21 protein-coding genes are annotated in these 25,576 nt (G+C 71.2%); 13 read left to right on the top strand and 8 right to left on the bottom strand.

All coding sequences use genetic code 11. The features are described 5' to 3' along the window. The first annotated feature begins 13 nt into the window (after positions 1 to 13). The gene (locus ABZ016_RS17760) at positions 14 to 1,069 is read left to right on the top strand and encodes a LacI family DNA-binding transcriptional regulator (RefSeq protein WP_356917557.1); all 1,056 of its coding nucleotides are present in this window, start codon (positions 14 to 16) and stop codon (positions 1,067 to 1,069) included. A 22-nt stretch (positions 1,070 to 1,091) separates the two neighbouring features. Here ABZ016_RS17760 and ABZ016_RS17765 read toward each other — a convergent pair whose 3' ends face one another. The 4 genes from ABZ016_RS17765 to ABZ016_RS17780 all read right to left on the bottom strand — a co-directional run bounded on the left by ABZ016_RS17765 (position 1,092) and on the right by ABZ016_RS17780 (position 6,255). Further along, entirely contained in the window at positions 1,092 to 2,852 is a 1,761-nt protein-coding gene (locus ABZ016_RS17765; protein WP_356917558.1) for a cellulase family glycosylhydrolase, read from the bottom strand. Between the two features lie 116 nt (positions 2,853 to 2,968). Then, complete coding sequence (locus tag ABZ016_RS17770) at positions 2,969 to 4,480, bottom strand: glycoside hydrolase family 43 protein (RefSeq protein ID WP_356917559.1); 1,512 nt, start codon at positions 4,478 to 4,480, stop codon at positions 2,969 to 2,971. Between the two features lie 207 nt (positions 4,481 to 4,687). Then, a complete protein-coding gene (locus ABZ016_RS17775) occupies positions 4,688 to 4,825 on the bottom strand; it encodes a hypothetical protein (protein ID WP_356917724.1) in 138 nt (45 codons plus the stop codon). After that, positions 4,792 to 6,255, bottom strand: a complete 1,464-nt coding sequence (locus ABZ016_RS17780) for a benzaldehyde dehydrogenase (protein WP_356917560.1) — start codon at positions 6,253 to 6,255, stop codon at positions 4,792 to 4,794. Before ABZ016_RS17780 ends, ABZ016_RS17775 begins: the two co-directional genes overlap by 34 nt. Positions 6,256 to 6,439: 184 nt before the next feature. Between ABZ016_RS17780 and ABZ016_RS17785 the strand changes: the two genes are divergently transcribed. Next, on the top strand, positions 6,440 to 8,869 hold the full coding sequence (locus tag ABZ016_RS17785; protein WP_356917561.1) for a SpoIIE family protein phosphatase: 2,430 nt from the start codon (positions 6,440 to 6,442) through the stop codon (positions 8,867 to 8,869). Between the two features lie 55 nt (positions 8,870 to 8,924). Here the strand turns inward: ABZ016_RS17785 and ABZ016_RS17790 are convergent, their stop codons facing one another. Both ABZ016_RS17790 and ABZ016_RS17795 read right to left on the bottom strand, forming a co-directional pair. Beyond that, on the bottom strand, positions 8,925 to 10,178 hold the full coding sequence (locus ABZ016_RS17790; RefSeq protein ID WP_356917562.1) for an SLC13 family permease: 1,254 nt from the start codon (positions 10,176 to 10,178) through the stop codon (positions 8,925 to 8,927). Positions 10,179 to 10,282: 104 nt separating this feature from the next. After that, positions 10,283 to 11,404, bottom strand: coding sequence for a PrpF domain-containing protein (locus tag ABZ016_RS17795; protein ID WP_356917563.1), 1,122 nt, complete (start codon positions 11,402 to 11,404; stop codon positions 10,283 to 10,285). A 162-nt stretch (positions 11,405 to 11,566) separates the two neighbouring features. Between ABZ016_RS17795 and ABZ016_RS17800 the strand changes: the two genes are divergently transcribed. The 3 genes from ABZ016_RS17800 (at position 11,567) to ABZ016_RS17810 (ending at position 14,896) form a co-directional block, all read left to right on the top strand. Continuing rightward, positions 11,567 to 12,520, top strand: coding sequence for a LysR family transcriptional regulator (locus ABZ016_RS17800; RefSeq protein WP_356917564.1), 954 nt, complete (start codon positions 11,567 to 11,569; stop codon positions 12,518 to 12,520). A gap of 38 nt (positions 12,521 to 12,558) precedes the next feature. Then, the gene (locus ABZ016_RS17805; RefSeq protein ID WP_356917565.1) at positions 12,559 to 13,254 is read left to right on the top strand and encodes a TetR family transcriptional regulator; all 696 of its coding nucleotides are present in this window, start codon (positions 12,559 to 12,561) and stop codon (positions 13,252 to 13,254) included. An 85-nt stretch (positions 13,255 to 13,339) separates the two neighbouring features. Beyond that, positions 13,340 to 14,896 (top strand): MDR family MFS transporter, encoded by a 1,557-nt coding sequence (locus ABZ016_RS17810; RefSeq protein WP_356917713.1) that lies wholly within the window; start codon positions 13,340 to 13,342, stop codon positions 14,894 to 14,896. 46 nt (positions 14,897 to 14,942) lie between these two features. On the opposite strand, the gene ABZ016_RS17815 is transcribed toward ABZ016_RS17810, so the two are convergent. Next, a complete protein-coding gene (locus ABZ016_RS17815; RefSeq protein ID WP_356917566.1) occupies positions 14,943 to 16,172 on the bottom strand; it encodes an acyl-CoA dehydrogenase family protein in 1,230 nt (409 codons plus the stop codon). 78 nt (positions 16,173 to 16,250) lie between these two features. Continuing rightward, positions 16,251 to 17,270: an amino acid ABC transporter permease gene (locus ABZ016_RS17820; RefSeq protein ID WP_356917567.1), complete on the bottom strand. Its 1,020-nt coding sequence runs from the start codon at positions 17,268 to 17,270 to the stop codon at positions 16,251 to 16,253. 546 nt (positions 17,271 to 17,816) lie between these two features. Between ABZ016_RS17820 and ABZ016_RS17825 the strand changes: the two genes are divergently transcribed. The 8 genes from ABZ016_RS17825 to ABZ016_RS17860 all read left to right on the top strand — a co-directional run bounded on the left by ABZ016_RS17825 (position 17,817) and on the right by ABZ016_RS17860 (position 25,536). Beyond that, positions 17,817 to 18,953 carry an LLM class flavin-dependent oxidoreductase gene (locus ABZ016_RS17825; RefSeq protein WP_356917568.1) on the top strand — a complete coding sequence of 379 codons (1,137 nt, stop codon included), beginning with the start codon at positions 17,817 to 17,819 and terminating at the stop codon, positions 18,951 to 18,953. Then, a complete protein-coding gene (locus ABZ016_RS17830) occupies positions 18,950 to 19,447 on the top strand; it encodes a GNAT family N-acetyltransferase (RefSeq protein WP_356917569.1) in 498 nt (165 codons plus the stop codon). The genes ABZ016_RS17825 and ABZ016_RS17830 overlap by 4 nt, the downstream gene beginning before the upstream one ends. After that, the gene (locus tag ABZ016_RS17835) at positions 19,444 to 20,397 is read left to right on the top strand and encodes an ABC transporter substrate-binding protein (protein WP_356917570.1); all 954 of its coding nucleotides are present in this window, start codon (positions 19,444 to 19,446) and stop codon (positions 20,395 to 20,397) included. Before ABZ016_RS17830 ends, ABZ016_RS17835 begins: the two co-directional genes overlap by 4 nt. 3 nt (positions 20,398 to 20,400) lie before the next feature. Continuing rightward, entirely contained in the window at positions 20,401 to 21,333 is a 933-nt protein-coding gene (locus tag ABZ016_RS17840) for an amino acid ABC transporter permease (protein ID WP_356917571.1), read from the top strand. Continuing rightward, on the top strand, positions 21,330 to 22,094 hold the full coding sequence (locus ABZ016_RS17845) for an amino acid ABC transporter ATP-binding protein (RefSeq protein WP_356917572.1): 765 nt from the start codon (positions 21,330 to 21,332) through the stop codon (positions 22,092 to 22,094). The genes ABZ016_RS17840 and ABZ016_RS17845 overlap by 4 nt, the downstream gene beginning before the upstream one ends. A gap of 34 nt (positions 22,095 to 22,128) precedes the next feature. Continuing rightward, positions 22,129 to 23,109, top strand: coding sequence for an ABC transporter substrate-binding protein (locus ABZ016_RS17850; RefSeq protein ID WP_356917573.1), 981 nt, complete (start codon positions 22,129 to 22,131; stop codon positions 23,107 to 23,109). A gap of 48 nt (positions 23,110 to 23,157) precedes the next feature. Further along, complete coding sequence (locus tag ABZ016_RS17855) at positions 23,158 to 24,285, top strand: MsnO8 family LLM class oxidoreductase (RefSeq protein WP_356917574.1); 1,128 nt, start codon at positions 23,158 to 23,160, stop codon at positions 24,283 to 24,285. 150 nt (positions 24,286 to 24,435) lie between these two features. Further along, positions 24,436 to 25,536 (top strand): winged helix DNA-binding domain-containing protein, encoded by a 1,101-nt coding sequence (locus ABZ016_RS17860; RefSeq protein ID WP_356917575.1) that lies wholly within the window; start codon positions 24,436 to 24,438, stop codon positions 25,534 to 25,536. The last annotated feature ends 40 nt before the right edge of the window (positions 25,537 to 25,576 follow it).

The raw sequence follows: 25,576 nt of genomic DNA on the forward strand, positions 1-25,576 counted from the left end.
GGAAAAGGCGACCGTGCCGGACAACCGAGCAGCGACACCTCCGACGGAAGGGCCGGACGAGCGGGGCGCTCGCGGTGACGGGCCGGCCGCGGTCACCATCGCGTACATCGCCGAGTCCGCCGGCGTCTCGGTCCCCACTGTGTCGAAGGTCCTCAACGGCCGGTCCGGCGTCTCGGACGAGACCCGCGCCCGGATCGAGGAACTGATCCACCGGTACGGCTACCGCAAGCCGCCGAAGAGCCGCAGCAACCTCGTCGAGCTGGTCTTCCGCGAGCTGGAGAGCATGTGGGCCGTGGAGATCATCCGCGGCGTCGAACGGGCGGCCCGCCGGAACAGGGTCGCCGTCCTGGTGTCGGAGTTCGGTCTCCAGGGCAACCCGGCCAGAACCATCGACGACACCGTGGGGCGGCGCCCCCAGTGCGTCCTGTCGGTGGCGCAACTGTCCGAGGAGGAGCGGGACCAGCTGAAGGCGAAAGGCATCCCCTTCGTCGTCTTCGACCCCAACGAGGACCTCCCCGATGACGTGCCGTTCGTCGGCGCCACCAACTGGCGGGGCGGCCAGGCCGCCACCCGGCACCTGATCGAACTGGGACACCGGCGCATCGCCATGATCAGCGGCCCCGATCACCCCTTCTGCCTCGCCCGGCTGGCCGGTTACTCCTCGGCGCTCACCGAAGCCGGACTGACGGTGGAGCCGGACCTCGTGGTGAAGACCCTCCTCACCCGCGAGGACGGTCACAAAGCGGCGCGGGACCTGCTCGACCGGCCCGACCGCCCCACCGCCGTCTTCACCGCCAACGACATGCAGGCGCTCGGCGTCTACCAGGCGGCGCGCGAGTTCGGGCTGAGCATCCCGGAGGACCTGAGCGTGGTGGGTTTCGACGACGTACCGGCCGTGTCCTGGGTCGACCCGCCCCTGACCACGGTTCACCAGCCGCTCGCCGAGATGGCGGTGGCCGCGACCGAGCTGGCACTGGCGCTGGGCCGCGGCGAGGACGTGCCCCAGGTAGGGCTGGAGATCGCGACCACGCTCACCGTCCGGGAGAGCACCGCCCCGCCCAGGAACTGAGCGGGGCGGGAGCGGGAGCCGGTCAGGCGACGGTGCCCGTCACCGAGCCCCCGTTCTTCGTCACGCGGTACGTCACGGTGGCGCCGCTCCAGAAGTGGAAGGTGAGCGTCGCCTGCGCGTTGTCACGCAGTGAGTCGACGAACTTGGACGTGAGCTTGATGCCGTTGCCCGGATAGTCGGGTGAGAAGGCCTCGTTGAACTCCTGGAAGGGAGTCCAGTCGGTCGGTCCGGCGTTGCCGCCGTCGGCGTACTTGGCCTCCATGGTCGCCAGCAGGTCACCGCGGAACTGAGTGGGGACGGTGAGACCGCCGGTGCCGCCGGACGCGTCGGAGAGCACCGGCCGGTCGTACGTGGTCACGTGGATCTTCCAGGGGAGCCCCCGGGAGAACCGGGCCTCGATGGTCGAGTTGATCCCGTAGGCACGGTTCCCCGCCAGTCTCGTGAGCGCCGAGGCCGTCAGCGTGAGCTGGTCGCCGGAGACGGTGTAGTCCCGGCCCCGCACGAGACGCGTGGTGCCCCGCCAGAGCCCCTGGAAGGTGAGGCCGTTGGGGTTCAGCGTGAGCGTCCTGGCCGTGATCGCGCTCGACTTCGCCAGGAAGACCCGGTCCGAGGAAGCGGTTCCCGAGCGGGTGGTCCAGCTCGACTTGATCGCGGCGATCAGTGCGGGGTCGGTCCACTGCAGCGTCGTGCGGCTCAGGAAGGCGAAGGTTCCGGGGTCCCACAGGGCCGTGGTCACGCCGGCGGCGCGGGCCTCATACCCGAACTGCTCGAAGTACTTCAGCGCCTCGCCCGCCTCCACGCGGGACGGATGGTTCTGGTCGGGGTAGTGCAGCAGGCCGTACTCACCCAGGTAGACGGGGATTCCCTTGGAGGTGAGGGTGTCGCGGATCCGGGTGAAGTGGTCGGTCATGTCCTTCTGCGCGGTGGCGTCGAAGCGGGTGCCGCCGGCGATGTTCACGCTGAAGGGGTACCAGCCGTAGTAGTGCACGGTGGCCACGAGGTTGGGATCGTTCAGCGACCTCATCTCGCTGACCAGGGCGTCCAGGAAGTTCTGGCCGGAATTGGTGTGCAGGCTGGGCAGGATGAGCAGACGGGTCGCGTTGTTGCCGCCGGACCGGCGCACCACGGTGTGGAAGGCGGTGTCCAGTTCCCTGAGGTACTGGATGCCCTGCGCGTCGGTGGTGTTGTTGAACTGAGGCTCGTTGATGCTCTCGAAGAGCAGGTTCTGCGAGGAGTCCTTGAACTCGGCGGCGACCTGGGTCCATATGGCCCGGAATCTGGCCACGACGTTGTCGTGGTCGGTGGACATGCCGGCGATCCACTGCCACGAGTCGTGATGGACGTTGATCACGACGCGGAGTCCGTCGGCCAGTGCCCAGTCCACGACCTGCTTGACGCGGTTCATCCAGGCCGCGTCGATCGCGTAGGGGGCGGTGGCGGACTGGTGGTCGGTCCACGTCACGGGGATCCGGACACTGCGGAAGCCCTGGGCCTTGATCGTGTCGAACAGGGCCTTGGTGACCGGCGGATTGCCCCAGGACGTCTCGCCCGGGATGGCGTCCAGCGAGTTGCCCAGGTTCCAGCTGGGCTGCATCGCGGCCACGGTGTCCATCGGGCCGGCGGCGAGCCGGGGGAGCCGTGCTGGAGACGAGTCCCGGTGGCTCGGAACCGCGAGGGCCGTGGTGGCGGTCAGCCCGATCAGGGTGAGCAGCGCGAGCAGGAGACCGAGCACACGACCGGGACCGCCGCTGCGGCGGCCCGTCGGTTGGTGCGTTCCCTTCATCTCTGACCTTTCTCTGTCGGCCGAGCGGGGGATCCGCCCGTGGGGGGGATGGTGCGGAGGTGGCCGAGGCAGGGGAGGGCCGGACCGCGGCGGTGGCGCCCGGCGTTCGTGCCGGTTCAGGTGCCGAGCGGTTCGTAGTCGAACCAGTCGAAGTGGACCGTGCCGGCCGCGGCGTACAGACCGATCACCCGGCCCGTGAAGCCGCCCGCCACCTCCGTCGACAGGTAGCGGCCGTCCAGGGTGCCGAGCGCGGTGAACGTGCCGTCCGGTTCCTCGAGACCGAACGTGAGGGCGTCGGGCCCGGTGCGGGCCTCCCGCGGCTCGGCGTCGGTGATCCGGACACCGAGGACCAGGGGCCCGGCGGGCACCGGCCGGGACGCCACCACGGTGCGCAACGGGCCGACGCGGCCCAGCAGTCGCACCTCCCCGTCCGACGCCTCGATCTCGTAGTGGTGCTCCTCGTCCAGCCGGACGGCCAGGCCGCCGCGGCCCTCCGACGGATCGATAAGGGTGCGGATCCGGCACCGCAGATGCTGCTGGCGGCGGCCGGCGAACACCACGTCCCGCTCGTCCAGCGAGCCGCCGCGGGCCCGGAGCGTCAGCCAGCCGGGCCGCTCCTTGGTGGTGCAGTGCTCCTCCGCGCGGTCACGCACGGAGATCCACCGCGGGCGCAGTTCGCTCAGGTCGAAGTCGTCCCGGTCGGCCTCGACGGGCCCGGGGACGAGCGGCCAGCCGGGAACGGCCCCGACCGGGGACAGCTCACCGACCACGGGCCAGCCATCGACCCACTCCACCGGTGCCAGGAAGGTCTCGCGGCCCAGTACGTGCCAGCCCGGGGTGCCACCGCCCGGCCGGACGCCCAGCAGCACCATCCACCACGAACCGTCGGGCCCCTGCACCAGGTCCGCGTGGCCGGTGTTCTGGATCGGCCGGTCCGAACTGCGGTGCGACAGCACCGGGTTGGCCGGGCACGGCTCGAACGGACCGGTGGGCGCGTGCCCCCGGGCGATCGAGACCCCGTGGCCCCGCTCGGTGCCGCCCTCGGCGATGAGGAGGTACCAGTACGCGCCGATCCGGTACAGGTGCGGCGCTTCCGGGGCCATGGCGCCGGGAGTGCCGGACCAGAGCCTGCGCGGCTCACCGAAGGTCTCCCCGGTGTACGGGTCGATGCGGACCTGCCCGACCCCGGCGACAGTGCACCAGCAGGTGCCGTCCTCGTCCCAGGCGAGGTCCGGGTCGATCCCGGGGACTCCGGGCAGGTGAACCGGGTCGGACCACGGTCCGGCGGGGTCGGTGGCGGTGAACAGCATGTTGCCGCCGCCCTCGGTCACCAGGGTGACGATCAGCCAGAAGCGGCCGTCGTGGTGGCGCAGCGTGGGAGCGTAGATGCCGCCGGAGGAGGGGGTTCCGGCGTCGAGGGGGAGCTGGCTCGGCCGGTCCAGGGCGTTGCCGAGCTGTGTCCAGTGCACCAGGTCGCGGCTGTGGAAGACGGGGATCCCGGGGAAGTACTCGAAACTGGAACAGACGAGGTAGTAGTCGTCGCCCACGCGACAGACACTGGGGTCCGGGTGGAAGCCGGGGATGACGGGGTTGGTCACGGTGGCGTCCGTGTGCTGCTGGCCTGGCACTCGCTCAAGTCCTCTCGGCGGCCTACAAGTTGTCGCGATCCGGTTCGGGGCGAGCGTCGAAGCGCTTCACCTGGCCGCGAACGCTAATGACATGTTTCGCGCGAAACAAGAGGACTGACGGGAAGAAACTTTCGTTGGCCTGTGAAGCGCAAGCGTCGAAACCCGGTACGGGTCGCTCGCGCACGGGCCCACGGCAGGTTGTTGTAGTCACCGCTCGACGAGCAACAGGTACTGGTCACTGCCCTGCGCGTCTCGGCGGCGACCAGGGGTCGAGAACGTCTCGCTCTGACCGGCCACCTCCGCCAGGGGGATCACACCGGCCCGGGTGCCGTCATCCAGCGCCACTGTGTGAACTGCTCCAGGCTGGCGGTGCCGCCGATGCGGGAGGCGTTGCCGGAGACGCCCATGCCGCCGAAGGGTGCGTTGGCGGCATCCTTGGCGGACACGTCGTTGATGTGGATCATGCCGGTGCGCAACCGGCGCGCGAAGGCGGTCGCCCGGGGTGTGGAACGGGAGTGGACGGCGGCGGTCAGGCCGTACGCGGTGTCGTCGGCGATCTCCACGGCCTCGTCCTCGTCATGGAACGGGATGACGGGTGCGACGGGCCCGAAGATCTCCTCGGTGAAGGCGGGCATGGTCCGGTCGACGCGGTCCAGCACCGTGGGCGGGTAGAAGAGCCCGTCGCGGGTGCCTCCGGCCAGCACCCGCGCCCCGCCGGCCACGCTCTCGTCCACGATCCGCTCGATCCGGGCCGCCTGCCGCTCGCTGATGACGGGACCGATCACCACGCCGTCGTCGCGGGGGTCACCGATCGGCAGCGCCTTCGCCTGCCGGACGAGCGTCTCCGTGTACGCCTCGACGACGTCCGCGTGCACCACATGGCGTCCTGCGGCGACGCAGGCCTGGCCCTGATAGCCGAACGAGCTGACGGCCCCTGCCGTGGCAGCCGCCTCGACGTCCGCGTCCGCCAGCACGACGATCGAGTTCTTGCCACCCAGCTCCAGCGACACGCGTTTGAGCCCTTCGCCCGCGACCCGGGCCACTTCCCGCCCGGCTTCGGTCGAGCCGGTGAACGAGATCATCGCGACATGCGGGTCGGCGACGACCGCACGCCCGGCCCCCGCGCCGCCGGGCAGGACATGCAGCACGCCCTCGGGCAACCCGGCCTCCTGGAACAGCCGCGCGACGAGAACACCGCCGGACACCGGGGTGAGGGGGTCGGGCTTGAGCAGTGCGGCGTTCCCGAGGACCAGCGCCGGTGCCAGTGCCCGCATCGCGAACAGCAGCGGCGCGTTCCACGGGGTGATGACCCCCACCACCCCCAGCGGCACCCGCCACGCCAGACTCGTCCCGCCGGGCACCTGCGGCGTGAGGACCTCGCCCGGGGGCAGCGACGCGAGCCCGATCGCGTGCTGCAACTGACCCAGCCCCGCCGCGATCTCGTAGTCGCCCTTGGCGGGGACGCCGCCCGACTCGCGGACGATCCAGTCACGGACGGCCTCGCTGTGCTCACGCAGGGCGCGATCGGCGCGCAGCAGGACGTCGACCCGTTCCGGCACCGTGGCCGCCGCCCATTCCGACCCGGCCCGGGCCGCCCGGGCACCGGCCCGCGCGACTTCCGCCGGGGAGGCCACGCCCACCTCCGCCAGTGGCTCGCCGGTGGCCGGTTCGGCCACCCGGAGGGTGCCGCCCTCTGCGGTCCGCCAGCCCTCGCTGTAGATCCTCCCGGTCCACTCGGCCGCGTTCGGCCAGGTCCGCTCGCCGGTGACAGTCATGGTCACGCCCTCCGCCCTGGTCGATGGATTCGGGCCCCTGCCCTCCCACGCGGCCGTTCAGGGTTCCTGGCCATTCAATCGAGAAAGGGGGTACCTGTCATTCTTGGGGCATATCAGGTCGAAAGGGAAAGAACGCGGCAAGAATGCGGGAAGAACACTGAGCGGCTGAGGCGGTCGATGCTCCATGGCGAGATCAGCGTCCGTTCCGGGTGAGGACCGCGGTGCCTCGCCGGAGGACCTCCTCGACGAGGCGGCCACCGCGAGGGCCGTCGTGGACGAGCGCGGCATCGTCACGGGATGGAGCGAGGGGGCCCGCAGGCTGCTCGGCTACCCGGACTCGGAAATCGTCGGCCGGCCGGGGGCCGCACTGCTCACCGAGGGACTCCCACCGGACGTGCTCGGCTCCCTGCGGACCCTCCCCAGGTGGAGCGGCAGGGCGACGCTGCTGCACCGCGAGGGGCACCCCCTGACCGTGAACCTGCTGGCACACCTCCGGCAGGACGGCGACGGCCACCACGAATGGCTGGTCCTCACCGCGGTCACCGGCCCCGGGGTCAGCCCCGACGACGACGCGTTCCTCAGGAGGAGCTTCACCCAGTCCACGTGCACGACCGCGCTGTACGACACCCGCTTGCGGCTGGTCAGGGCGAACGCCGACATGGAACGGGTGATCGGTCTGCCCGAGGAGGCGATGCGCGGGCTGCGCGTCTCGGAGATCGTGCACGACCCGCAGGCCGACCGCACCGAACAGCACATGCGACGTGCCCTGGAGACCGGCGAGCGGCAGGACCTGCAACTCTCCCTGCAACTCGCGGGCCATGAACGCGCGAGCGTGTGGACGGTGGCCCTCGCTCCGGTGCGGGCGGGCGACGGCCGGACACAAGGTGTGCTCCTCTCGGCACACGACATGACCGAGCAGCACCTGGCCCGGCAGCGGCTGGCCCTGCTGAACGAGGCGAGCCTGCGTATCGGCAGCACGCTCGACCTGGCCCGTACCGCGCAGGAACTCGCCGACGTGGCCGTCCCGCGGCTCGCCGACTTCGTCACCGTCGACCTGCTGCCGTCCATCGAGGAGGCCGCGGACCCCCCGTCGGGTGCCCCGCGCGGTCCTGTGCGGTTGCGTCGGGTCGCCCACCAGTCGGTTCTCGAGGGCTGCCCCGAGACGGTGGTGCCGAACGGAACCGTGGCCGTCTATCCGGACCGCTCGACGGCGGCCGAGTGCCTGGCCGCCGGGCGGCCACTGATCCAGCAGGTCACCGCCGAGGGGATGGAGTACGTACTGCGCCAGACCCCCGAACGGGCCGAACGCATGCAACGGTTCGGGTTCCACTCGGTACTGGCCGTGCCGCTGCGGGCACGTGGCATCACCCTGGGCGTGGCCACCTTCTCCCGCCACCGGACCCCGGAACCCTTCGAACAGGACGACCTGCTGCTCGGCCAGGAGATCACCGAGCGAGCCGCCCTCAGCATCGACAACGCCCGCCGCTTCACCCGCGAGCGCACCACTTCCCTCACCCTGCAGAGCAGCCTCCTGCCGCAACGGCTGCCCGAGCAGTCCGCCCTCGACGTCGCCTCCCGCTATCTGCCCGCCGGCGCACAGGCCGGGGTCGGCGGCGACTGGTTCGACGTCATCCCGCTGTCCGGCGCCCGTGTCGCACTGGTCGTCGGCGATGTCGTCGGTCACGGCATCCAGGCCTCGGCCACCATGGGGCGGCTGCGGACGGCCGTCCGGACCTTGGCCGACGTGGACCTCCCGCCCGACGAGCTGCTGACCCACCTCGACGACCTGGTCACCCACTTGGCCACGGGAGTCGACACCGCGGGTGAGGTCGGGGCCAGGTGCCTGTACGCCGTGTACGACCCGGTGTCCCGCCGATGCTCCCTGGCGCGCGCGGGGCATCCCGTCCCGGCGCTGGCCACACCGGGCGGTGGGGTGGAGTTCCTCGACATGCCTGCGGGGCCTCCCCTGGGTCTGGGCAGCCTGCCCTTCGAGGCCGTCGACCTGGAGCTGCCCGAAGGCAGCGTTCTCGCGCTGTACACCGACGGCCTCGTCGAATCCAGGTTCCGTGACATCGACGAGGGCATGGACGCACTGCTCCGGGTGCTGCGGCAGTCCGGCGCCTCGCTGGAGAACACGTGCGAGGCGGTGCTGCGGACCATGCTTCCGGACCGGCCGGCCGACGACGTGGCCCTGCTCGTGGCCCGCACCCGCGCCCTGGACGCCCTCCACGTGGCCACCTGGGAGGTACCACCCGACACCGCCGCGGTCGCCACGGCACGCAAGAACGCCTGCCGGCAGCTGGCCGACTGGGGTCTCGAGGAGTACGTGTTCGTCACCGAACTCGTGGTCAGCGAGCTGGTCACCAACGCCATCCGGCACGCGCAACCGCCCATCGAACTGAGGCTGATCCACGACCGTGCCCTCATCTGCGAGGTGTCGGACGGCAGCACCACCGCCCCGCACATGCGCCGGGCCCGCACCTACGACGAGGGCGGCCGGGGGCTGCTCCTCGTCGCCCAGCTGTGCCAGGGCTGGGGCGCCCGGCAGACGCCCGACGGCAAGATCATCTGGGCCGAGCAGGCCTTCCCCGAGGTGGCCCGCCCCGACGTGTGAGCGTCCGGCAGACGGTGTCTGCCGGACGCAGGTGCGCTCAAGGCGCGCGATGACGCTACGACCAGGGGAGGACCAGGGCGCCCCAGGCGACGACCGGGCCGAGGGCCACGATGCCGCCGGTGTAGCCGATGATCTGGCGGTAGAAGCGGCGGGTGTCCACCCCGCGGGCGTTGCCCAGGACGAGTGCGCCGTTGGTCGAGAAGGGGGACGTGTCGACGATCGTCGTGGAGACGGCGAGAGCGGCGATCAGACCGGCGGCGCTGAGGTGGCTGGAGAGCAGCAGTGGCACCGCGATGGGGATGATCGCGGTGAGGATCGCGGTGGAGGAGGCGAAGGCCGAGGTGATGGCCACGGTGAAACACAGCAGCAGGGCGACGACGACCGGGGCGCCCAGGCGGGCTGCGTGTTCGGAGATCTCCTCGATGACGCCGGCCTTCTCCAGCATCGCGATGTACGTCATCATGCCCGCGACCAGCAGCAGGGTGGACCAGCTGACGCCGTCCACGGCCTTCTCCTGCCGCTTCATGTCCACCAGGGCCAGCAGAGCGCCGGCCGCGAGGGCCAGGAAACCGATCTCCAGATGGAAGGCGAGCGCCCCGACGACCAGGGCGACGAGAGCCGCGAGGGTGAGCCCCTGCCGCCAGTCGGGCCGGCCCGAGACGGTGACGTCCTCGTCGCCGCTCCGCTCGGCGGCCTCCTCCGCCAACGGGGCGGGGCGCTTGGCGAGCAGCGCGTAGGTGATCACGGACAGCACCACGTTGATCAGGAAGCTGGCGCTGAACAACGCGATGGCGGAGACATGCAGACCGGTCTTGTCGACCAGGCCGAGCACCAGCGCGCCGGAGACGGCGACCGGGGAGAACGCGCCCGCGTGCCCGCCGCTGATCACCATCATGCCGACGACCAAGGGGTTGAGCTTGTAGCGGTAGGCGAAGTTCATGCCGATCGGCGCGAGGATGGCGACGGCGGCCGGGGTGAAGGTGCCGAACGCCGTCAACAGCGCCGCCACCAGGAACAGCACCCACGGGATGAGCGAGACCTTCCCGCGCACCAGGCGTACTCCGGCCGCGACGAGCCAGTCGATGGTGCCGTTGCGGCGGGCCACGGAGAACAGGTAGGTGACGCCGACGATGGTCACGAAGAGCTCGGCCGGGAACCCCTCGAAGATCTCGTCCTCGGTGAGGCCGAGCGAGGCGGTGCCGACCGCGAAGGTGGCGACGAAGGCGAGGATGCCCAGATTGATCGGCAGTACGGTGCCGACCACGAACATCACCAGCAGCGCTGCTACGGATATCACTTCAGCAGACATCATTGTCCTTGGTGCGGTGGGGACGGGTGGTGCGCCCCGGGGGCGCAAGGTATCCCGGGGCGGACGGCTGGGGACCGCGGCCCGAGGTGACGTTCGTCGCGGGTTCAGGCGGCGCGCGGCGCGCCTGTGTCCGGGACGTAGATACGGGCGTCGGCGAGCAGCCGCGCCGCGCGCTGCACGGTGACCCGCTGCGGCAGGCCCTCGCGCACATCGGAACAGCGGACCGCGACCACGCCGGCGGGAGTGCCCAGCCGCAGCCACTCGCCGGCCCGGCCGCTCGCGGCCCGGGACACGACGGAGTCCGCCGCCAGCCCCGCCGCCGCGACCGCGACGGCGGAGGTCAGGCCGATCGCCGGGTGGGGGGCGTTCATGGTGAGCATGCGCACCGAGACGTCGTAGTCCTCGGCCGCCACACGCTCGCCGAGCGTGGTGGTGTACGCGACCGGGGGACCGGCCAGGCCTGCCTTGGGCACCGCGTCTCCCGGTTCCTGACCGGGCTGGAGCAGCCCCATCACAGGTGCGGCGGCATGACGGACGGCGCGCAGCCAGGGCACGTCGGCGCGCAGCCGCTCCGGTGACTCGGCCCCGATCCGCCCCGCGTGGAGGGCGTCGACGAGGACGACCGGGGCTCCGGCGTCCACCATGCTCACCCGCACCGGTTCGGCGGCGTCGACCCGCAGTTCCTGGGCGCTCTCCCCGGTGGGGAACAGCAGACCGGTGGTGCCTCCGGCGGGGTCGCGGAAGGTGAGGCCGACGGCGACACCGCCCGCGCGGGTGCCCGGTACGGTCTGCCGGCCGAAGTGCTGCACCACCCCTCCGGTGGTGTCCACGAGCCCCTCGAGGACCGTGCCGGTGTTGGTGTTGCGCATGACCACGCGCGTCCGGTCGCCGGCGATCGGCACCATGCCCTTCGCCGCCGCGTAGAGGGCGACGCCGGTGGCGCAGTTGCCGCAGTTGCTCGTCCACTCCACCGAGCCGGTGCCGACACCGACCTGGGCGAACAGATAGTCGACGTCGACGCCGGGCTCGGGGGAGGCGCTGACGACCGCCGCCTTCGAGGTGGTGGGGGTCGCCCCGCCCACCCCGTCCAGCTCCACCGGGTCGGCGGCGCCGTACGCGGCGACCAGCAGCTTCTCCAGCTCGCCGCGGTCAGTGGGGACATCGACCTGGTTGAACAGCCAGCACTTGCTGGTGCCGCCACGTACCAGGGTCGCGGGAATGTGCACGTCTGAGGCTCTTCCTTGCTCAACAGGGAGGGGGCCGGGCGGCCACGGACACGTTGCGTGCCGGTGAACCGCTCCGGTGATTGCCGAGACCTTCGCAGAGGCGTGCCTTGCGAACAATCGCAGTTCGCTTCACCTGGGTTTAGCTCAGCTAAAGTCGTCGGCATGCTGAATGTGCGTCGTCTGCTGCTGCTCACCGAGGCCGTCGAACGGGGCTCGCTCACCGCTGCCGCGGAGGCACTGGGCATGACCACCTCCGCCGCCTCCCAGCAGATGTCGCTGCTGGAGCGGGAGGCCGGGCAACCCCTGCTCGAGCGGCTGCCGCGGGGCATCCGTCCCACACCGGCGGGTGCCGCGCTGGCCGGACGCGGACAGGCGATCCGCCGCGAACTGCGCGCAGCCCAGGCCGACCTGGACTCCTTCACCGCCCTCGACCAGGGCACGCTGCGGCTCGGTTCCTTCCCCACGGCGAGCGCGTCCCTGCTGCCGCTCGCCCTCACCCGCTTCCGCCGCCGCCACGCCGGAATCCGCATCGAGGTACGCGCCGGTGTCCTCGCGGAGCTGAGGGAGATGCTGCACACGGGTGAGGCGGACCAGGGACTGCTCTGGGACTACGAGTGGAACCGCCTCGACGATCCGGCGCTCTCCCTCACCCACCTCCTGGACGACCCGACGGTGCTGGTCGTCCCCGCCGACTCACCCCTGCGCACCCATCCCTCCGTGCGTCTCGGTGACCTCGCCGACCAGGAGTGGATCATCCGTGCCGACAACCACCCCGTCGCGGACGTCCTTCGCCGCAGCTGTCGCCAGGCGGGATTCGAGCCGCGGATCGCCTACTCCTCGCACGACTACCAGGAGGCGCAGGCCATGGTCGCCGCCGGGCTCGGCATCGCCCTCGCGCCCCGCCTGGCGCTCACCAGCCGCCGCAGCGACGTCCGGCTGCTGCCTTTCGCCTCCGATGTGCCCGCCCCCACCCGCCGGATCCTCCTCGCCCGCGCCGCGGCACGCCCCGCCACCCCTCCCGCCCAGGCGATGGCCCAGGTCCTGCGCGCGGTGGCCCAGCGGTTCGCCGCCCCCGGCCTGCACCGGGCGCAGCTCGGCGCGGTCCGGCGCAGCTGACTTTTTGCAGAGTCTGCATCTTTGCGTACTATGAAAATATGACGGAGGGGAAGCCGGCCGGCGTCGGGCTGCGTGAACGGAAGAAGCGGGCGACGCGCGCCGCGTTGGTGGCGGCCGCGGTGCGTCTGGCAGCCGAACAGGGGGCGGAGAACGTCACCGTCGACGCGATCAGCGAGGCGGCCGGAGTCTCCGCGCGCACGTTCTTCAACTACTTCGACTCCCGTGACGACGTGTTCGTCATGATCGGTGCCGAGTCGAGTGCGCGGGTCCGGCAGGCCGTACTGGCCGCGCCCCCGGGCCGCTCCCCGCTGCGGGCGCTGCGCGACGCCATGGCGACCGAACTGGCGGAGGTCGAGCAGCACCAGGAACTGTGGCGCCTGCACTCCGAGGTGCTGCGCCGCTCGCCGCACCTCCTCGCGCGCAGTCTCGGTGCCCACATGGCGGACGAACTCGCCCTGGCGGAAACGCTCGCCGAGCGCATCGGCGCCGGTTCCCCGCTCTTCTCCGCGGACCGTACCGAGTTCGCGTCGCCGGACGACGAACGCCGGAGGCGGGCGCTCGGCCTCTACCCGCGCCTGCTCGCCGCGGTCGGCGTCACAGCGGTGCGGGTCGCCGTCGAGCACTGGTGCGTCCGGCAGGACGAACTCGCCTTCGTGGACGTCTTCCGGGAGACGTTCGAGCAGCTGGCCGCCGGACTCCCGGCCCCGTCGGCGGCACAACCGGCCGACCGGTAGCCGCTCATCGCCCTCGCCCTCTCCACACCGTGAAAGAGAACAAGTGAATCCTTCTGCGGCGCCCCTCGAGGCGTCACCGTCCGCCATGTCCAACCGGCAGATACTCCAGGCCATGTCGGGGCTGATGGCGGGCATGTTCGTCGCCATCCTGGCCGGCACCGTGGTCTCCAACGCCCTGCCCCGCATCATCGCCGACCTCGGGGCCAGCCAGTCCTCCTACACCTGGGTCGTCACCGCCGAACTGCTGGCCATGACGGCGACCGTGCCCCTGTGGGGCAAGCTGTCCGACCTCTACAACCAGAAGCTGCTCCTCCAGCTCTCCCTGGGCCTGTTCGTCGTGGGCTCGCTGCTGGCGGGCTTCTCCCATGACGTGGGGCTGCTCATCTTCAGCCGGGTGGCGCAGGGCATCGGTGCCGGCGGTCTCACGGCACTGGCCCAGGTCGTGATGGCCGCGATCATCCCGCCGCGCAGGCTGGGCCGGTACGCCGGGATCTTCGGGGCCGTGTTCGCCGTGGGCACCGTGGCCGGCCCGCTGATCGGAGGCGTCCTGGTGGACACCTCCTGGCTCGGCTGGCGCTGGTGCTTCTTCATCGGGGTGCCCTTCGCCCTGCTCGCCATCGCCCTGCTCCAGCGCACCCTGCACCTGCCCACCGTCCGCCGCGAGGCGAAGATCGACTACCTGGGTGCCTTCCTGATCGTCGCGGGCGTCTGCGCCCTGCTGATCTGGGTCACGCTCGCGGGCAACGAGTTCGACTGGGCATCGTGGCAGACGGCCGCGCTGACCGGCGGGGGAGCGCTGCTGCTGGTCCTCGCGGTCCTCGTGGAGGCGAAGGTCGCCGAACCGGTCATCCCGCTGGGTATCTTCCGCAACCGGACCGTCGCGCTCACCACCGTCGCCAGCCTGTTCGTCGGCGTGGCCATGTTCGGCGGCACGGTCTTCCTGTCGCAGTACTTCCAGGTCTCCCTGGGCAAGTCGCCGACGATCGCGGGCCTGATGAGCCTGCCCATGATCCTGGGTCTGCTGGTCTCCTCCACCGTCGCGGGACAGATCATCAGCTCGACCGGCCGGTGGAAGGTGTACCTCGTCGCGGGTGGCGTCACCATGACCGTCGGGCTCGGACTCCTCTCCACGATCGGGGCCGACACTCCCTTCGGTCTGCTCAGCCTCTACATGGCGATCATGGGCATCGGCGTCGGCATGCTGATGCAGAACCTGGTGCTGGCCGCGCAGAACGACGTCCCAGCGGCCGAACTGGGCGCCGCGACCTCGGTGTTGTCGTTCTTCCGCAGCATGGGCGGCACCATCGGTACCAGTGTGCTCGGCGCGATCCTGGCCAACCGGGTCGCCTCCGAGATGACCAAGAGCCTCGAGAGCACCGGTGCCGCCGGGGGCGGAGGACAGGCCGGGCACGGGGGAGTGCCCGACATGAGCGCGTTGCCGGCGCCGATGCGGGACATCGTGGAGCACGCCTACGGGGTCGCCACGGCCGAACTCTTCCTCGTCGCCACGCCCTTCGCGGCGCTCGCACTGGTCGCCGTGCTGTTCGTCAAGGAGAAGCCGCTGAAGACCACCAGCGGCATGGAGCGGCTCTCCGAGGAGGCCGCGGACGGCGCTCCTGCGCGCGTCGACGCCGGCACCTGACGGGAGGAGATCACGGCAGCCCGCCGACCCACCGGCGGGCGGTCGGTCAGACGGGGAGGACGAACGGAGGATGCGCGCCGTTGAGGAAGTAGTCCCCGACGTCACGGAGGCGGTGGGCGACGGGCTCGTACAGGGTGTGGGTACGGGCGTTGCGCCAGAAGCGGTCGAAGCCCAGCCGCGCGGACGCCGAGCGGGCGCCGATGATGTCGAGGGCGCGGGCGGTGGACTCCTGCGCGGCCCTGGAGGCGGCGGCCTCGGCCATGGCCACGAGGACGGAGATCTCCGCGTACTCCTCATAGCCGAGGTCCTCGCCGCGGGCCAGCCCGTCGAGCACGGCCTGCCGCGCCTGGTCGGCGAGAGCGGATGCGGAGCGGGTCAGCACGGTGAGTTCCCCGTACGCGGTCAGCACCTGAGGGTCCTGAGGCGAGCCGACCGGCCAGTCGGGGTGCCAGTGCGAGAGCCCGGTCCTGCTGTACTCACGGGCCTCGGCGAGCACTCCTTCCGCCATGCCGAGACGAAGCTGCACCGACAGGAGCCGCCCCACCGGTGACACCATCGAGGTCCGGGGCGACAGGACGTCCTCGTCCGCGGCGAGCGAGCCCATGACGGCGTCGGCGGCGACGGGCACGGCGTCGAACTCCACGCTTCCGCCGGCCGCGAGCCGCTGGCCGAACGGATCGGCGTCACCGTCTATGACCACGCCGGGAAGGGCGGGGTCGACCACGACGGCCAGGGGCTCGCCGGTGTCGGCCCGCACCGCCCGCACGGCGAGGCGGTCGGCGACCAGGGCACCGGCGGTGTAGCTCTGCCGACCGTTCAGCGCATACCCCGTCGCCTTCCCGGCCAGCGTCAGAGCCGGTTCCTGCCGTGCCAGACCACCACCCCAGCACCACTGCTCCGCCGCGGACCGCTGCTCCAGCCGGTGGGCGAGAGCGGGCTCCGTGAAGTAGCGGGCACTCCACGACACGAAGTAGTGACAGCCGAGCAGTTGGCCGATCGCGCCGTCGGCCGCCGCGATCTCCCGGACCACCGCGTACGCCGTGGCCCAGTCCGCGCCGCCGCCCCCGAGCCCGGCCGGTACGAGGAGCGTCAGCAGCCCCGACTCGCGCAGCCGCGACACCTCGTCGAACGGGGGCTTGCCCGCCTGGTCCCTGGCGACCGCGTCGGTGGCCAGGTCCTCCGCGGTCTCTCGGGCCACGCGCAGCCAGTGCGCGCTCCCCGGTCCGGTCAGATCGAGCTCCGAGTCGGATCCGGACGGCGCGGGGGCAACGCCCATGGCTGAGGTCTCCTCACATAGTTGCGTGGGGCATGCGCATCATCCTGCGCAGCGGCGCAAGGCCCCGTCAATACTTTCCTAGTAATTCGATAGGGAACGTAGGGAAAGACGATACGCGGCCAGCCGGGCCCTCAACCGCTGCACCGGTGTGGGCGGCAGAGTTCGCGCGGCCCCGCGGGCGTAGTGGCGCTCGACGTAGAACTGCCCCACGCTGAGCACGGTGGTGACGGCGATGTACCAGAGTGTGGCGACTACGAGCAGTGGGATGACCTGGTACGTCTGGTTGTAGACCAGTTGCACCGAATACAGCAGGTCGTGCACGGCCAGCACACTGACGATGCTCGTGCCCTTCAGGGTGCCGATCAGCATGTTGCCGGCGGTCGGCACGATCGAGCGCATCGCCTGCGGCACGACGATCCGGCGCAGGGTGCGCGCCTTGCCGATCCCCAGAGCCTGGGCGGCCTCGGTCTGCCCGGCGTCCACCGAGAGAATGCCGCCGCGCACCACCTCGGCGGCGTAGGCGGCCTCGTGCAGGGTCAGGCCGATGACGGCCGTGAGAGCCGGGCCGAGCAGGTTGACGGTCTTGACGGTGACGAACTGCGGGCCGAACGGGATGCCGAGGCCGAGCGTCGGGTACAGGGCGCCGATGTTGAACCAGAACAGCAGCTGCACCAGCAGGGGAGTGGACCGGAAGATCCACACGAAGCCCCAACTCAGGGTGGCCAGCACCGGGTTGCCGGACAACCGCATCACGGCCAGCGGTATGCCGAGCACGAAGCCGAGCACCATCACCAGCGCGGTCAGCCACAGGGTGAGCAGCAGCCCGTCGAGCACGGCGGCACTGGTGAAGTAGCTGCCGACCACGTCCCACTGGAAGGCGCGGTTGCGGACGACGGAGTTCACCACCATCGCGAAGAGCAACAGCGCGACGGCTGCGGACAGGAGACGTCCGATGCGCCGGCGCGGCACGATCCGCGGGAGATCCTCGCCCGGCGGGGACTCGGGGGCCGGGGCCCGGAAGGAGGTTTTCGCACCGTCCTCGGAGGGCGCGGGCGCGGACTCGTGGACCGGATCGGTGAGGTCGGAAGGCGAGACCATCAGGGGACTCTCCAGGGGAGGGAAGCGCGGCGTGGCGAATACGGGGCCGGAGCCCGGCTTCGGCGTCATCACGCTCACCGCGTCCCTCAACGCGGTGCGGCCGATGGTAAGGGCGGGGCGCCCGGCCGTGTCAACCAGGCACAGGAACCGCTCACCTCACGTCCGGCATCCGAACCGCGGTTGACGAGGAACGAGTTGTCCTGCTCAATTAGTCACATGAATGCCGAGCAGCGCCTGGTCACCCGTGGCCACATCGACTTCGGTCGGGTGTGGTCCGCGGCGTGTTGCGCCTGACGCGGCAGCGGGCCGTCTGACCGGCCCTTCCCTCCCTCGGTGCTCCCGTAGCGGGCCGAGTCCTCTCCCTGACACGCGCTGCCGCCGTTCCACCCCGCCCGGGGCCCGCGCCCCGGCGTCATCACCCCTGCTCTTCACCCGGATCAGCCAGCCCTGAGGCGCCGTCACACCCAACCGCGCCGAGGGCCGCCCCGCCGTGCCCGAGTCCTGAACTCGGCGTGGCGCCAAAGGACTTGAGGAAAGGCCCTGCCCATGCCCGTGGAATTCCTTGGCATCGCCGCCACCCACGACGGTTCCGAGACCACCCCGCGCTCCGGCGCCGCCTTCGACAAGGAGTACACGCTCCGGCTCGCCCGGGCCCACGAGGAGCACGGCTGGGACCGGGTGCTGTTCGCCTACGGCTCGGGATCGCCCGACCCGGCACCGGCCGCCGCCTACATCGCGAGCAGGCTGGACCGCCTCCAGATCCTCCTCGCCCACCGGCCGAACGTCTCGTACCCGACGTTCGCCGCCAAAACCTTCGCGACCCTCGACCAGATCAGCGAGGGCCGTCTGACCGTGCACTTCATCACCGGCGGCAACGACCGTGAACAGGGCCGCGAGGGCGACACCCTCACCAAGGACGAGCGCTACGCCCGCACCCGCGAGTACATCCGGATCGTCAAGAAGATCTGGACCACCCACGAACCCTTCGACCACGAGGGCGAGCACTACCGCTTCCACGACTTCGTCAGCGACGTCTTCCCCGTCCAGCAGCCGCGGCCGAACGTGTCGTTCGGCGGATCGTCGCCCGCCGCCTACGCCGCGGGCGGCGCCGAGGCCGACATCTACTGCCTGTGGGGCGAGCCGCTGGAGAAGACCGCCGAGCAGATCGAGGCCGTGAAGACGGCGGCCCGCGCGGCCGGCCGTACCGACGTGCCGCGCATCCAGGTGGCGTTCCGCCCGATCATCGCCCCGACCGAGGAACTGGCCTGGGAGAAGGCCCACCGCACGGTCGGCGCGATCAAGGCCCGCAAGGAGCGCGGCGAGGCGATCACCAAGCGCCACAACGGGAACGCGCAGCCCCAGAACGCCGGCTCGCAACGGCTCATCGCCATCGCGGAAGCCGGGGAGCGCTACGACCGTGCCCTGTGGACCCCGACGGCCGCCGCGACCGGCGGCGCGGGCAACTCCAACGCCCTGGTCGGCACCCCCGAGACGGTGGCCCAGGCCCTCCTCGACTACTACGACCTCGGCGTCGACATCCTCTCCGCCCGCGGCTACGACCTGCTGGGCGACGCCATCGACTTCGGGCGGTTCGTGATCCCCATCGTCCGCGAGGAGGTCGCCAAGCGCGACGCCGAGCGGGCGGCCCGTGGGACGCAGACCCTGGCGGCGGTGAACGGATGACCTCCGCACCGGAGCTGACGTTCCTGCACGTTCCCGTCTCCGACCCCCGCGTCGCGCCACTTCTGCGTGAACTCGGCGACGAGTACTCCAGACGCTACGGCGGGGACGCGCACGCGGAGATGGCCCGCTACCCGGACGAGGAGTTCACCGCACCGTACGGCGGCCTCCTCCTGCTGCTCCTGGAGCGCGGCGAGCCGGTCGCGGGCGGCGCCTTCCGCCGGTACGACCTCGCCACCGCCGAACTGAAGCGGATCTGGACGCACTCCGCCCACCGGCGGCGCGGACTGGCCCGGCGCGTCGTCGCCGAGCTGGAGAGTGAGGCGGCCCTCCGCGGCTACCGGCGGATCTACCTCACCACCGGTCCGCGCCAGCCCGAGGCCCGCGGCCTCTACCTCACCACCGGCTACACCCCCCTGTTCGACACGGACGCCGACCCGGAGACCATCGGCCCGCTGCCGTTCGAGAAACACCTCGGAGAGGCCCGCACGACGTGAGCATCCACATCACCAGAACCCGTCTGCGCAGCGCCGCCGCCCTGGCGTTGCTGCCCGCCCTGGCGCTCACTGCCTGCGGCTCCGGCGGCACCGCCGGCACCACCACCGCGGCCGCGCAGTCGCCCGCACCGACCGACGATCCGGTCGCCGCCGTCCGCAAGGTGGACTCCGTCGCCGCCCTGCTGCCCGCCGACGTCCGACGGTCGGGCAAGCTCCGGATCGGTAGCTCCGTCGGCTTCCCGCCCGGGGCGTACTACCCGAACGGACCCGGCAAGGCGCCCGCCGGCCAGGACATCGACATCGCCGACGCGGTGGCCAAGGTCCTCGGCGTGAAGGCGGTGCGCCAGGACGCCTCCTTCGAGACGATCCTGCCCGCTCTCGGCAGCGGCAAGTACGACGTGGGCACCGGCAACTTCGGCGTCACCACCCAGCGCCTGAAGACCGTCGACTTCGTCACCTACATCAACGACGGCCAGGGCTTCGCCGTGAAGAAGGGCGGCACCGCCCTGAAGAAGAAGGTCACCGACCTCACCCAGCTGTGCGGCCTGACCATCGGCACCGGCGCCGGCACCTCCTTCGAGACCACCCTCGCCGAGCAGAAGGGCGTGTGCGCGAAGGCCGGCAAGAAGCCGTACGAGGTGAAGGTCTACTCGGAGAACGCCGCGACGCTCACCGCCCTCCAGCAGGGCCGCATCGACGTGATCATGTCGACCATCAACGGCCTGCGCCACCAGGCGGCCCAGCCCGCGGCGCAGACCACCTTCCTCGGCGAGTACCACCGCCTCGACGTCGGCTTCGCCTTCCGGAAGGGCTCCCCGCTCACCCAGGCCTTCCAGGCCGCCGTCAACGAACTGATCGAGGACGGCACATACGCCCGGATCCTCAAGAAGTGGGGAACCTCCGCCTCCGCGATCGACGCATCACGGATCAACCCGCCCGAGCACAGGTGACCCATGAGCAGTGACACCATCACCGAACCGGCCACGCGAACGGTCGAGGACCCGGCCGAGCTGAAGATCGTGCCCATCCGGCACTACGCCCGGTGGGCAGCGGGCGCCGCCGTGGTCGTACTGGTCGCCCAGTTCGTCCACGGCCTCGCCACCAACCCCGTCTGGGAGTGGAACGTCTTCCGCGACTACGTCCTCTCCGAGACGATCGTCCAGGCGGTGTGGGTGACCCTCCAGCTCACCGCCTACGCCACCGTCCTCGGCTTCCTCCTGGGCACCGTGATCGCCTTCATGCGGCTGTCACGCAGCCCGATGCTCGCCACCGTCGCCTGGACCTACATCTGGATCTTCCGCTCGATCCCGATGATCGTCCAGCTGGTGTTCTGGTTCAATCTCAGCGCCCTGTACAAGGAGTTGGGCCTCGGCATCCCCTTCGGCCCGGTGTTCCTGTCCGTCGACAGCAACACCCTCATCGGCACCATCGGTGCCGCCGTCATCGGACTGACCCTGCACCAGGCCGCCTACGCCGCCGAGATCGTCCGCGGCGGTGTCCTCGCCGTCGACCACGGACAGCTCGATGCAGCGGCCGCGCTGGGCATCCCGCGGCTGCGGCAGATCCGCCGGATCGTGCTGCCGCAGGCCATGCGCGCCATCCTGCCCACCGCCGGCAACGAGATCATCGGCCTGCTCAAGGGCACCTCGGTGGTCTACGTGATGTCCATCGGCGAGCTGTTCTACCAGGTGCAGGTGATCTACGGCCGCAACGGCCGGGTCATCCCGCTGCTGCTCGTCGCCACCGCCTGGTACGTCGTCCTGACCTCCCTGCTGTCGGTCGCCCAGTACTACGTGGAACGCCGCTACGCCCGGGGCGCCGACCGCACCCCGCCGCCCACCCCGCTCCAGCGCGCCCGGCGCTTCGTGACGAAGGAGAGCACATGAGTGCCGTCATGGTCGACGTCCACGGCGTCCACAAGAGCTTCGGCGCCCTGGAGGTGCTGCGCGGTGTCGACCTGGAGGTCCGGGCCGGCGAGGTGACCGTGATCCTCGGCCCGTCCGGCTCCGGCAAGTCCACGCTGCTGCGCACCATCAACCACCTGGAGAAGGTCAACCGGGGCTGGATCAGCATCGACGGTGAGATCGTCGGCTACCGCCGCTCCGGCAACAAGCTGCACGAGCTCAAGGAGAAGGACGTTCTGAAGCAGCGGACCGACATCGGGTTCGTCTTCCAGAACTTCAACCTCTTCCCGCACCTGACCGTCCTGGAGAACCTCGTCGAGGCTCCCGTCTCCGCCTTGCGCCGCCCGCGCAAGGAGGCCGAGGCGACCGCACGCCGACTGCTGGAGCGGGTCGGGCTCGCGGACAAGACCGGTGCCTATCCCCGGCAGTTGTCCGGCGGCCAGCAGCAGCGCGTCGCCATCGCCCGCGCACTCGCCCTCGAACCCAAGGTGCTGCTCTTCGACGAGCCCACCTCGGCCCTCGACCCCGAACTGGTCGGCGAGGTCCTCGACGTCATCAAGGACCTCGCCCGCACCGGCACCACCATGATCGTTGTGACCCACGAGATCGGCTTCGCCCGCGAGGTCGCCGACACCGTGGTGTTCATGGACGGCGGAGTCGTCGTGGAACAGGGCCCGCCCGCGGCCGTACTCGACACCCCGCAGCACGAGCGCACCCGCGCCTTCCTCTCCAAGGTCCTCTGACCGCCCGCGCCTTCCGCACGCAAGGAGCACCACCGTGGCCACCCTCGTCGCCCGCCGCACCACCGCGGCCGCGCTCGCAATCGCCGGCGCCCTCGTCCTCGCCGCCTGCGCCAACCCCACCGACGGCACCACCGACGTCTCGGCCACCACCGGCGGCAAGGCGAAGGTCAACACCAGCCCCGACCAGAACCGTGTCACCACCGGCAGGGTCGACTCCATAGCCGCTGAAGTACCCGCGAAGATCCGCAAGAGAGGCACCCTGGAACTCGTCGCCTCGTCCGGCTCCGCCGCACCGCTGACCTTCTACGCCACCGACAACAAGACCGTCATCGGGGTCGAGCCCGATCTCGCGTATCTCGTCGCCGACGTGCTCGGCCTCAAGCCGCACATCAACACGGTGTCCTGGGAGAACATCTTCGTCGGCCTCGACAGCGGCAAGTACGACGCCGGCCTCAGCAACATCACCGTCACCGAGGAACGCAAGGAGAAGTACGACTTCGCCACCTACCGCGAGGACAACCTGGCGTTCGAGGCGAAGAAGGGCAGCGGTTGGAAGGTCACCGGGCCGAAGGACGTGGCGGGCCGGACCGTGGCCGTGGGCAGCGGCACCAACCAGGAGAAGCTGCTGGTCGAGTGGTCGAAGGAGAACAAGAAGGCCGGCCGGAAGCCGGTCGACATCAAGTACTACCAGAACGACAGCGACACCTACCTGGCGCTCCAGTCCGGCCGGATCGACCTGTACCTCGGGCCCAACCCGACCGCCGCCTACCACGCGGCCACCACCGGCAGGACGGAGGTCGTCGGCACCTACTCCGGCGCCGGCGCCCGCCTCCAGGGCCTCATCGCGGCCACCACCAAGAAGGACAGCGGACTGGCGAAGCCGCTCGCCGACGCGCTCGACCACGTCATCGAGAACGGGACGTACGCGAAGGTCCTGAAGCGCTGGGGTCTTTCCAGCGAGGCCGTGAAGACGTCGGAGATCAACCCGCCCGGCCTGCCGAGGACCGGCAGCTGACCGCCCGCCCGAACCCTCCCGTCGCCCGCCTGCTGAGGAGCACCGACCATGTCCGGCATCCCGCTCGGAGTTCTCGACCTCGTCCCGGTTTCGTCCGGTTCCACCGCCGCCGAGGCCCTGCACCACACCATCGACCTCGCGCGCCAGACCGAGCGGTTCGGCTACAGCCGCTACTGGTTCGCCGAGCACCACCTCAACCCGGGCGTCGCCGGAACCTCGCCCGCCGTCGTACTGGCCCTGACCGCCTCCGCCACCTCCACCATCAGGATCGGCTCCGGAGCCGTCCAACTCGGCCACCGCACCGCCCTGTCCACCGTCGAGGAGTTCGGACTCATCGACGCCCTGCACCCCGGGCGACTCGACCTGGGCCTCGGCCGCTCCGGCGGGCGTCCGCCCGGACGGACGGCAAAACCCCGGCCGACCACGATCCCCGTCGTCGACGGGCACACCCCGGGCGGCCTGAAGATCCCGCCCCGGTTCTCGTTCGACCACTTGCGAGGCTCACCCCGCCTGAGGCTCCAGCGGGAGCTGTTGCAGCAACCCGGCGCCACCCACCAGGACTACGGCGAACAGGTCGGTGACATCCTCGCGTTGCTGCGCGGCGACTACCGCTCGGCGGACGGACAAGAGGCGCACGCCGTCCCCGGTGAGGGGGCCGACGTGCAGGTGTGGATCCTCGGCAGCAGCGGCGGGGAGAGCGCCGACGTCGCCGGCCGCAACGGCCTGCGCTTCGCCGCCAACTACCACGTCAGCCCGGCCACCGTACTGGAGGCGGCCGAGGGCTACCGGGCCGCGTTCCAGCCCTCCGACCACCTCGACAAGCCCCATGTCAGCGTCTCCGCCGACGTGGTCGTCGCCGAGGACGACGAGACCGCCCGCGAACTGGCCACCGGCTACGGCCTGTGGGTCCGCAGCATCCGCACCGCCGAGGGCGCGATCCCCTTCCCCACCCCCGAGCAGGCTCGCGCCCACGTCTGGACCGAGGAGGACCGGGCCCTGGTCGCGGACCGTGTCGACACCCAGTTCGTCGGCTCGCCGGGGCGCGTCGCCGACCAGCTCGAACAACTGCAGGAGGCCACCGGCGCCGACGAGCTGATCATCACGACCATCACCCACGACCACGCCGACCGGGTGCGCTCGTACCGGCTCCTCGCGGAGGAGTGGCAACGCCGGTGAGACATGCGCGGTCCCAACGGCCGCCAGGCTCGGCGTGGTGACGCCGGACGCGGACACGAGCTGACCGCATCTCCTGCGACGGTGACCGGGCAAGCCGCCCGGACGTCTCGTACCACGGGTCGGCACACGACTCGAAGGCGGAGGTACCGCGTGACCGTTCTGGACGCCCGGGCGCTCAACCGCGCCACACTCGCACGGCAGTTGCTCCTCGACCGCGCCGGCCTGCCGGTGCCGGCCGCGGTCGGGCACCTGTGCGGTCTCCAGGCGCAGGAACCGCAGGAACCGTTCGTGGGCCTCTGGTCGAGGCTGCGGGCGTTCGAGCCGGCCGGACTGCCGGACCTGCTGACCGGGCGGAGCGTGGTGCGGACCCACCTCATGCGCCGCACCGTCCACCTCGTCACCGCCGCGGACGCCCTGGCCTGGCGGGCGCGTCACGAGGGCATGCTGCGTCAGCGGGTGCTCGGGACCTACCGGCGCGAGCTCACGGAAGTGGACCTCGGCGAACTCGCCGCGGCGGGACGGGAGATCATGGCCGACGGGGAGCCCCGCTCGATGGGCGAACTCGCTCGCGACGTCGTCGGCCGCTGGCCGGCCGCGGGGCCACGGCCCCTGGGCGAGATGCTGGTCGCCGCCCTGCTCCCGACGGCACAGCTGCCACCACGTGGGCTGTGGCGCACGACGGCGGGAGCGCGCTACGCGCTGATCTCGTCCTGGCTGGGGCGGGAGATCGACCCGCCCGAACCGGACGGTTCCGACCTCGTGGGGCAGGCGCTGCTGCGGCGCTACCTGGCGGCGTACGGACCGGCCGCCTCGGCCGACCTGCGCGCCTGGTGCGGACTGGCGGGACTGCCCGCCGCGGTCGCCGCGCTGCGCGCGGAACTGGTCGCCTTCCGGGACGACCGCGGCCGGGAACTCCTGGACCTCCCCGACGCTCCGCGCCCCGACCCCGGCAGCCCCGCCCCGGTGCGCTTCCTCCCGGCCTTCGACAACGCGATCCTCGGCTACCACGACCGGAGCCGGATCATCGACGACGCCCATCGCGGGCTGTCGGTCCAGGGCGCCCGCGTCGTCCTGGTCGACGGGCGTGTCGCCGCGACCTGGACCGTGCAGGCGGACACCGTCCTGGTCACACCGCTGCGTCGCCTCTCCCCGGCCGACCGGGCGGACGTCGCCGAGGAAGGGTGGGCCCTGGCGTCCTTCCTCTCCGGCGGAGAGAGCGACCGGGTACGGGTCGCCGCGGCTCCCGGCTGACAGGCCCGCCAGAGGTGTCGGGCGCACACTGGAAGGGTGC

It is taken from the genome of Streptomyces sp. NPDC006372 (genome assembly GCF_040612515.1).
Lineage (GTDB): Bacteria > Actinomycetota > Actinomycetes > Streptomycetales > Streptomycetaceae > Streptomyces.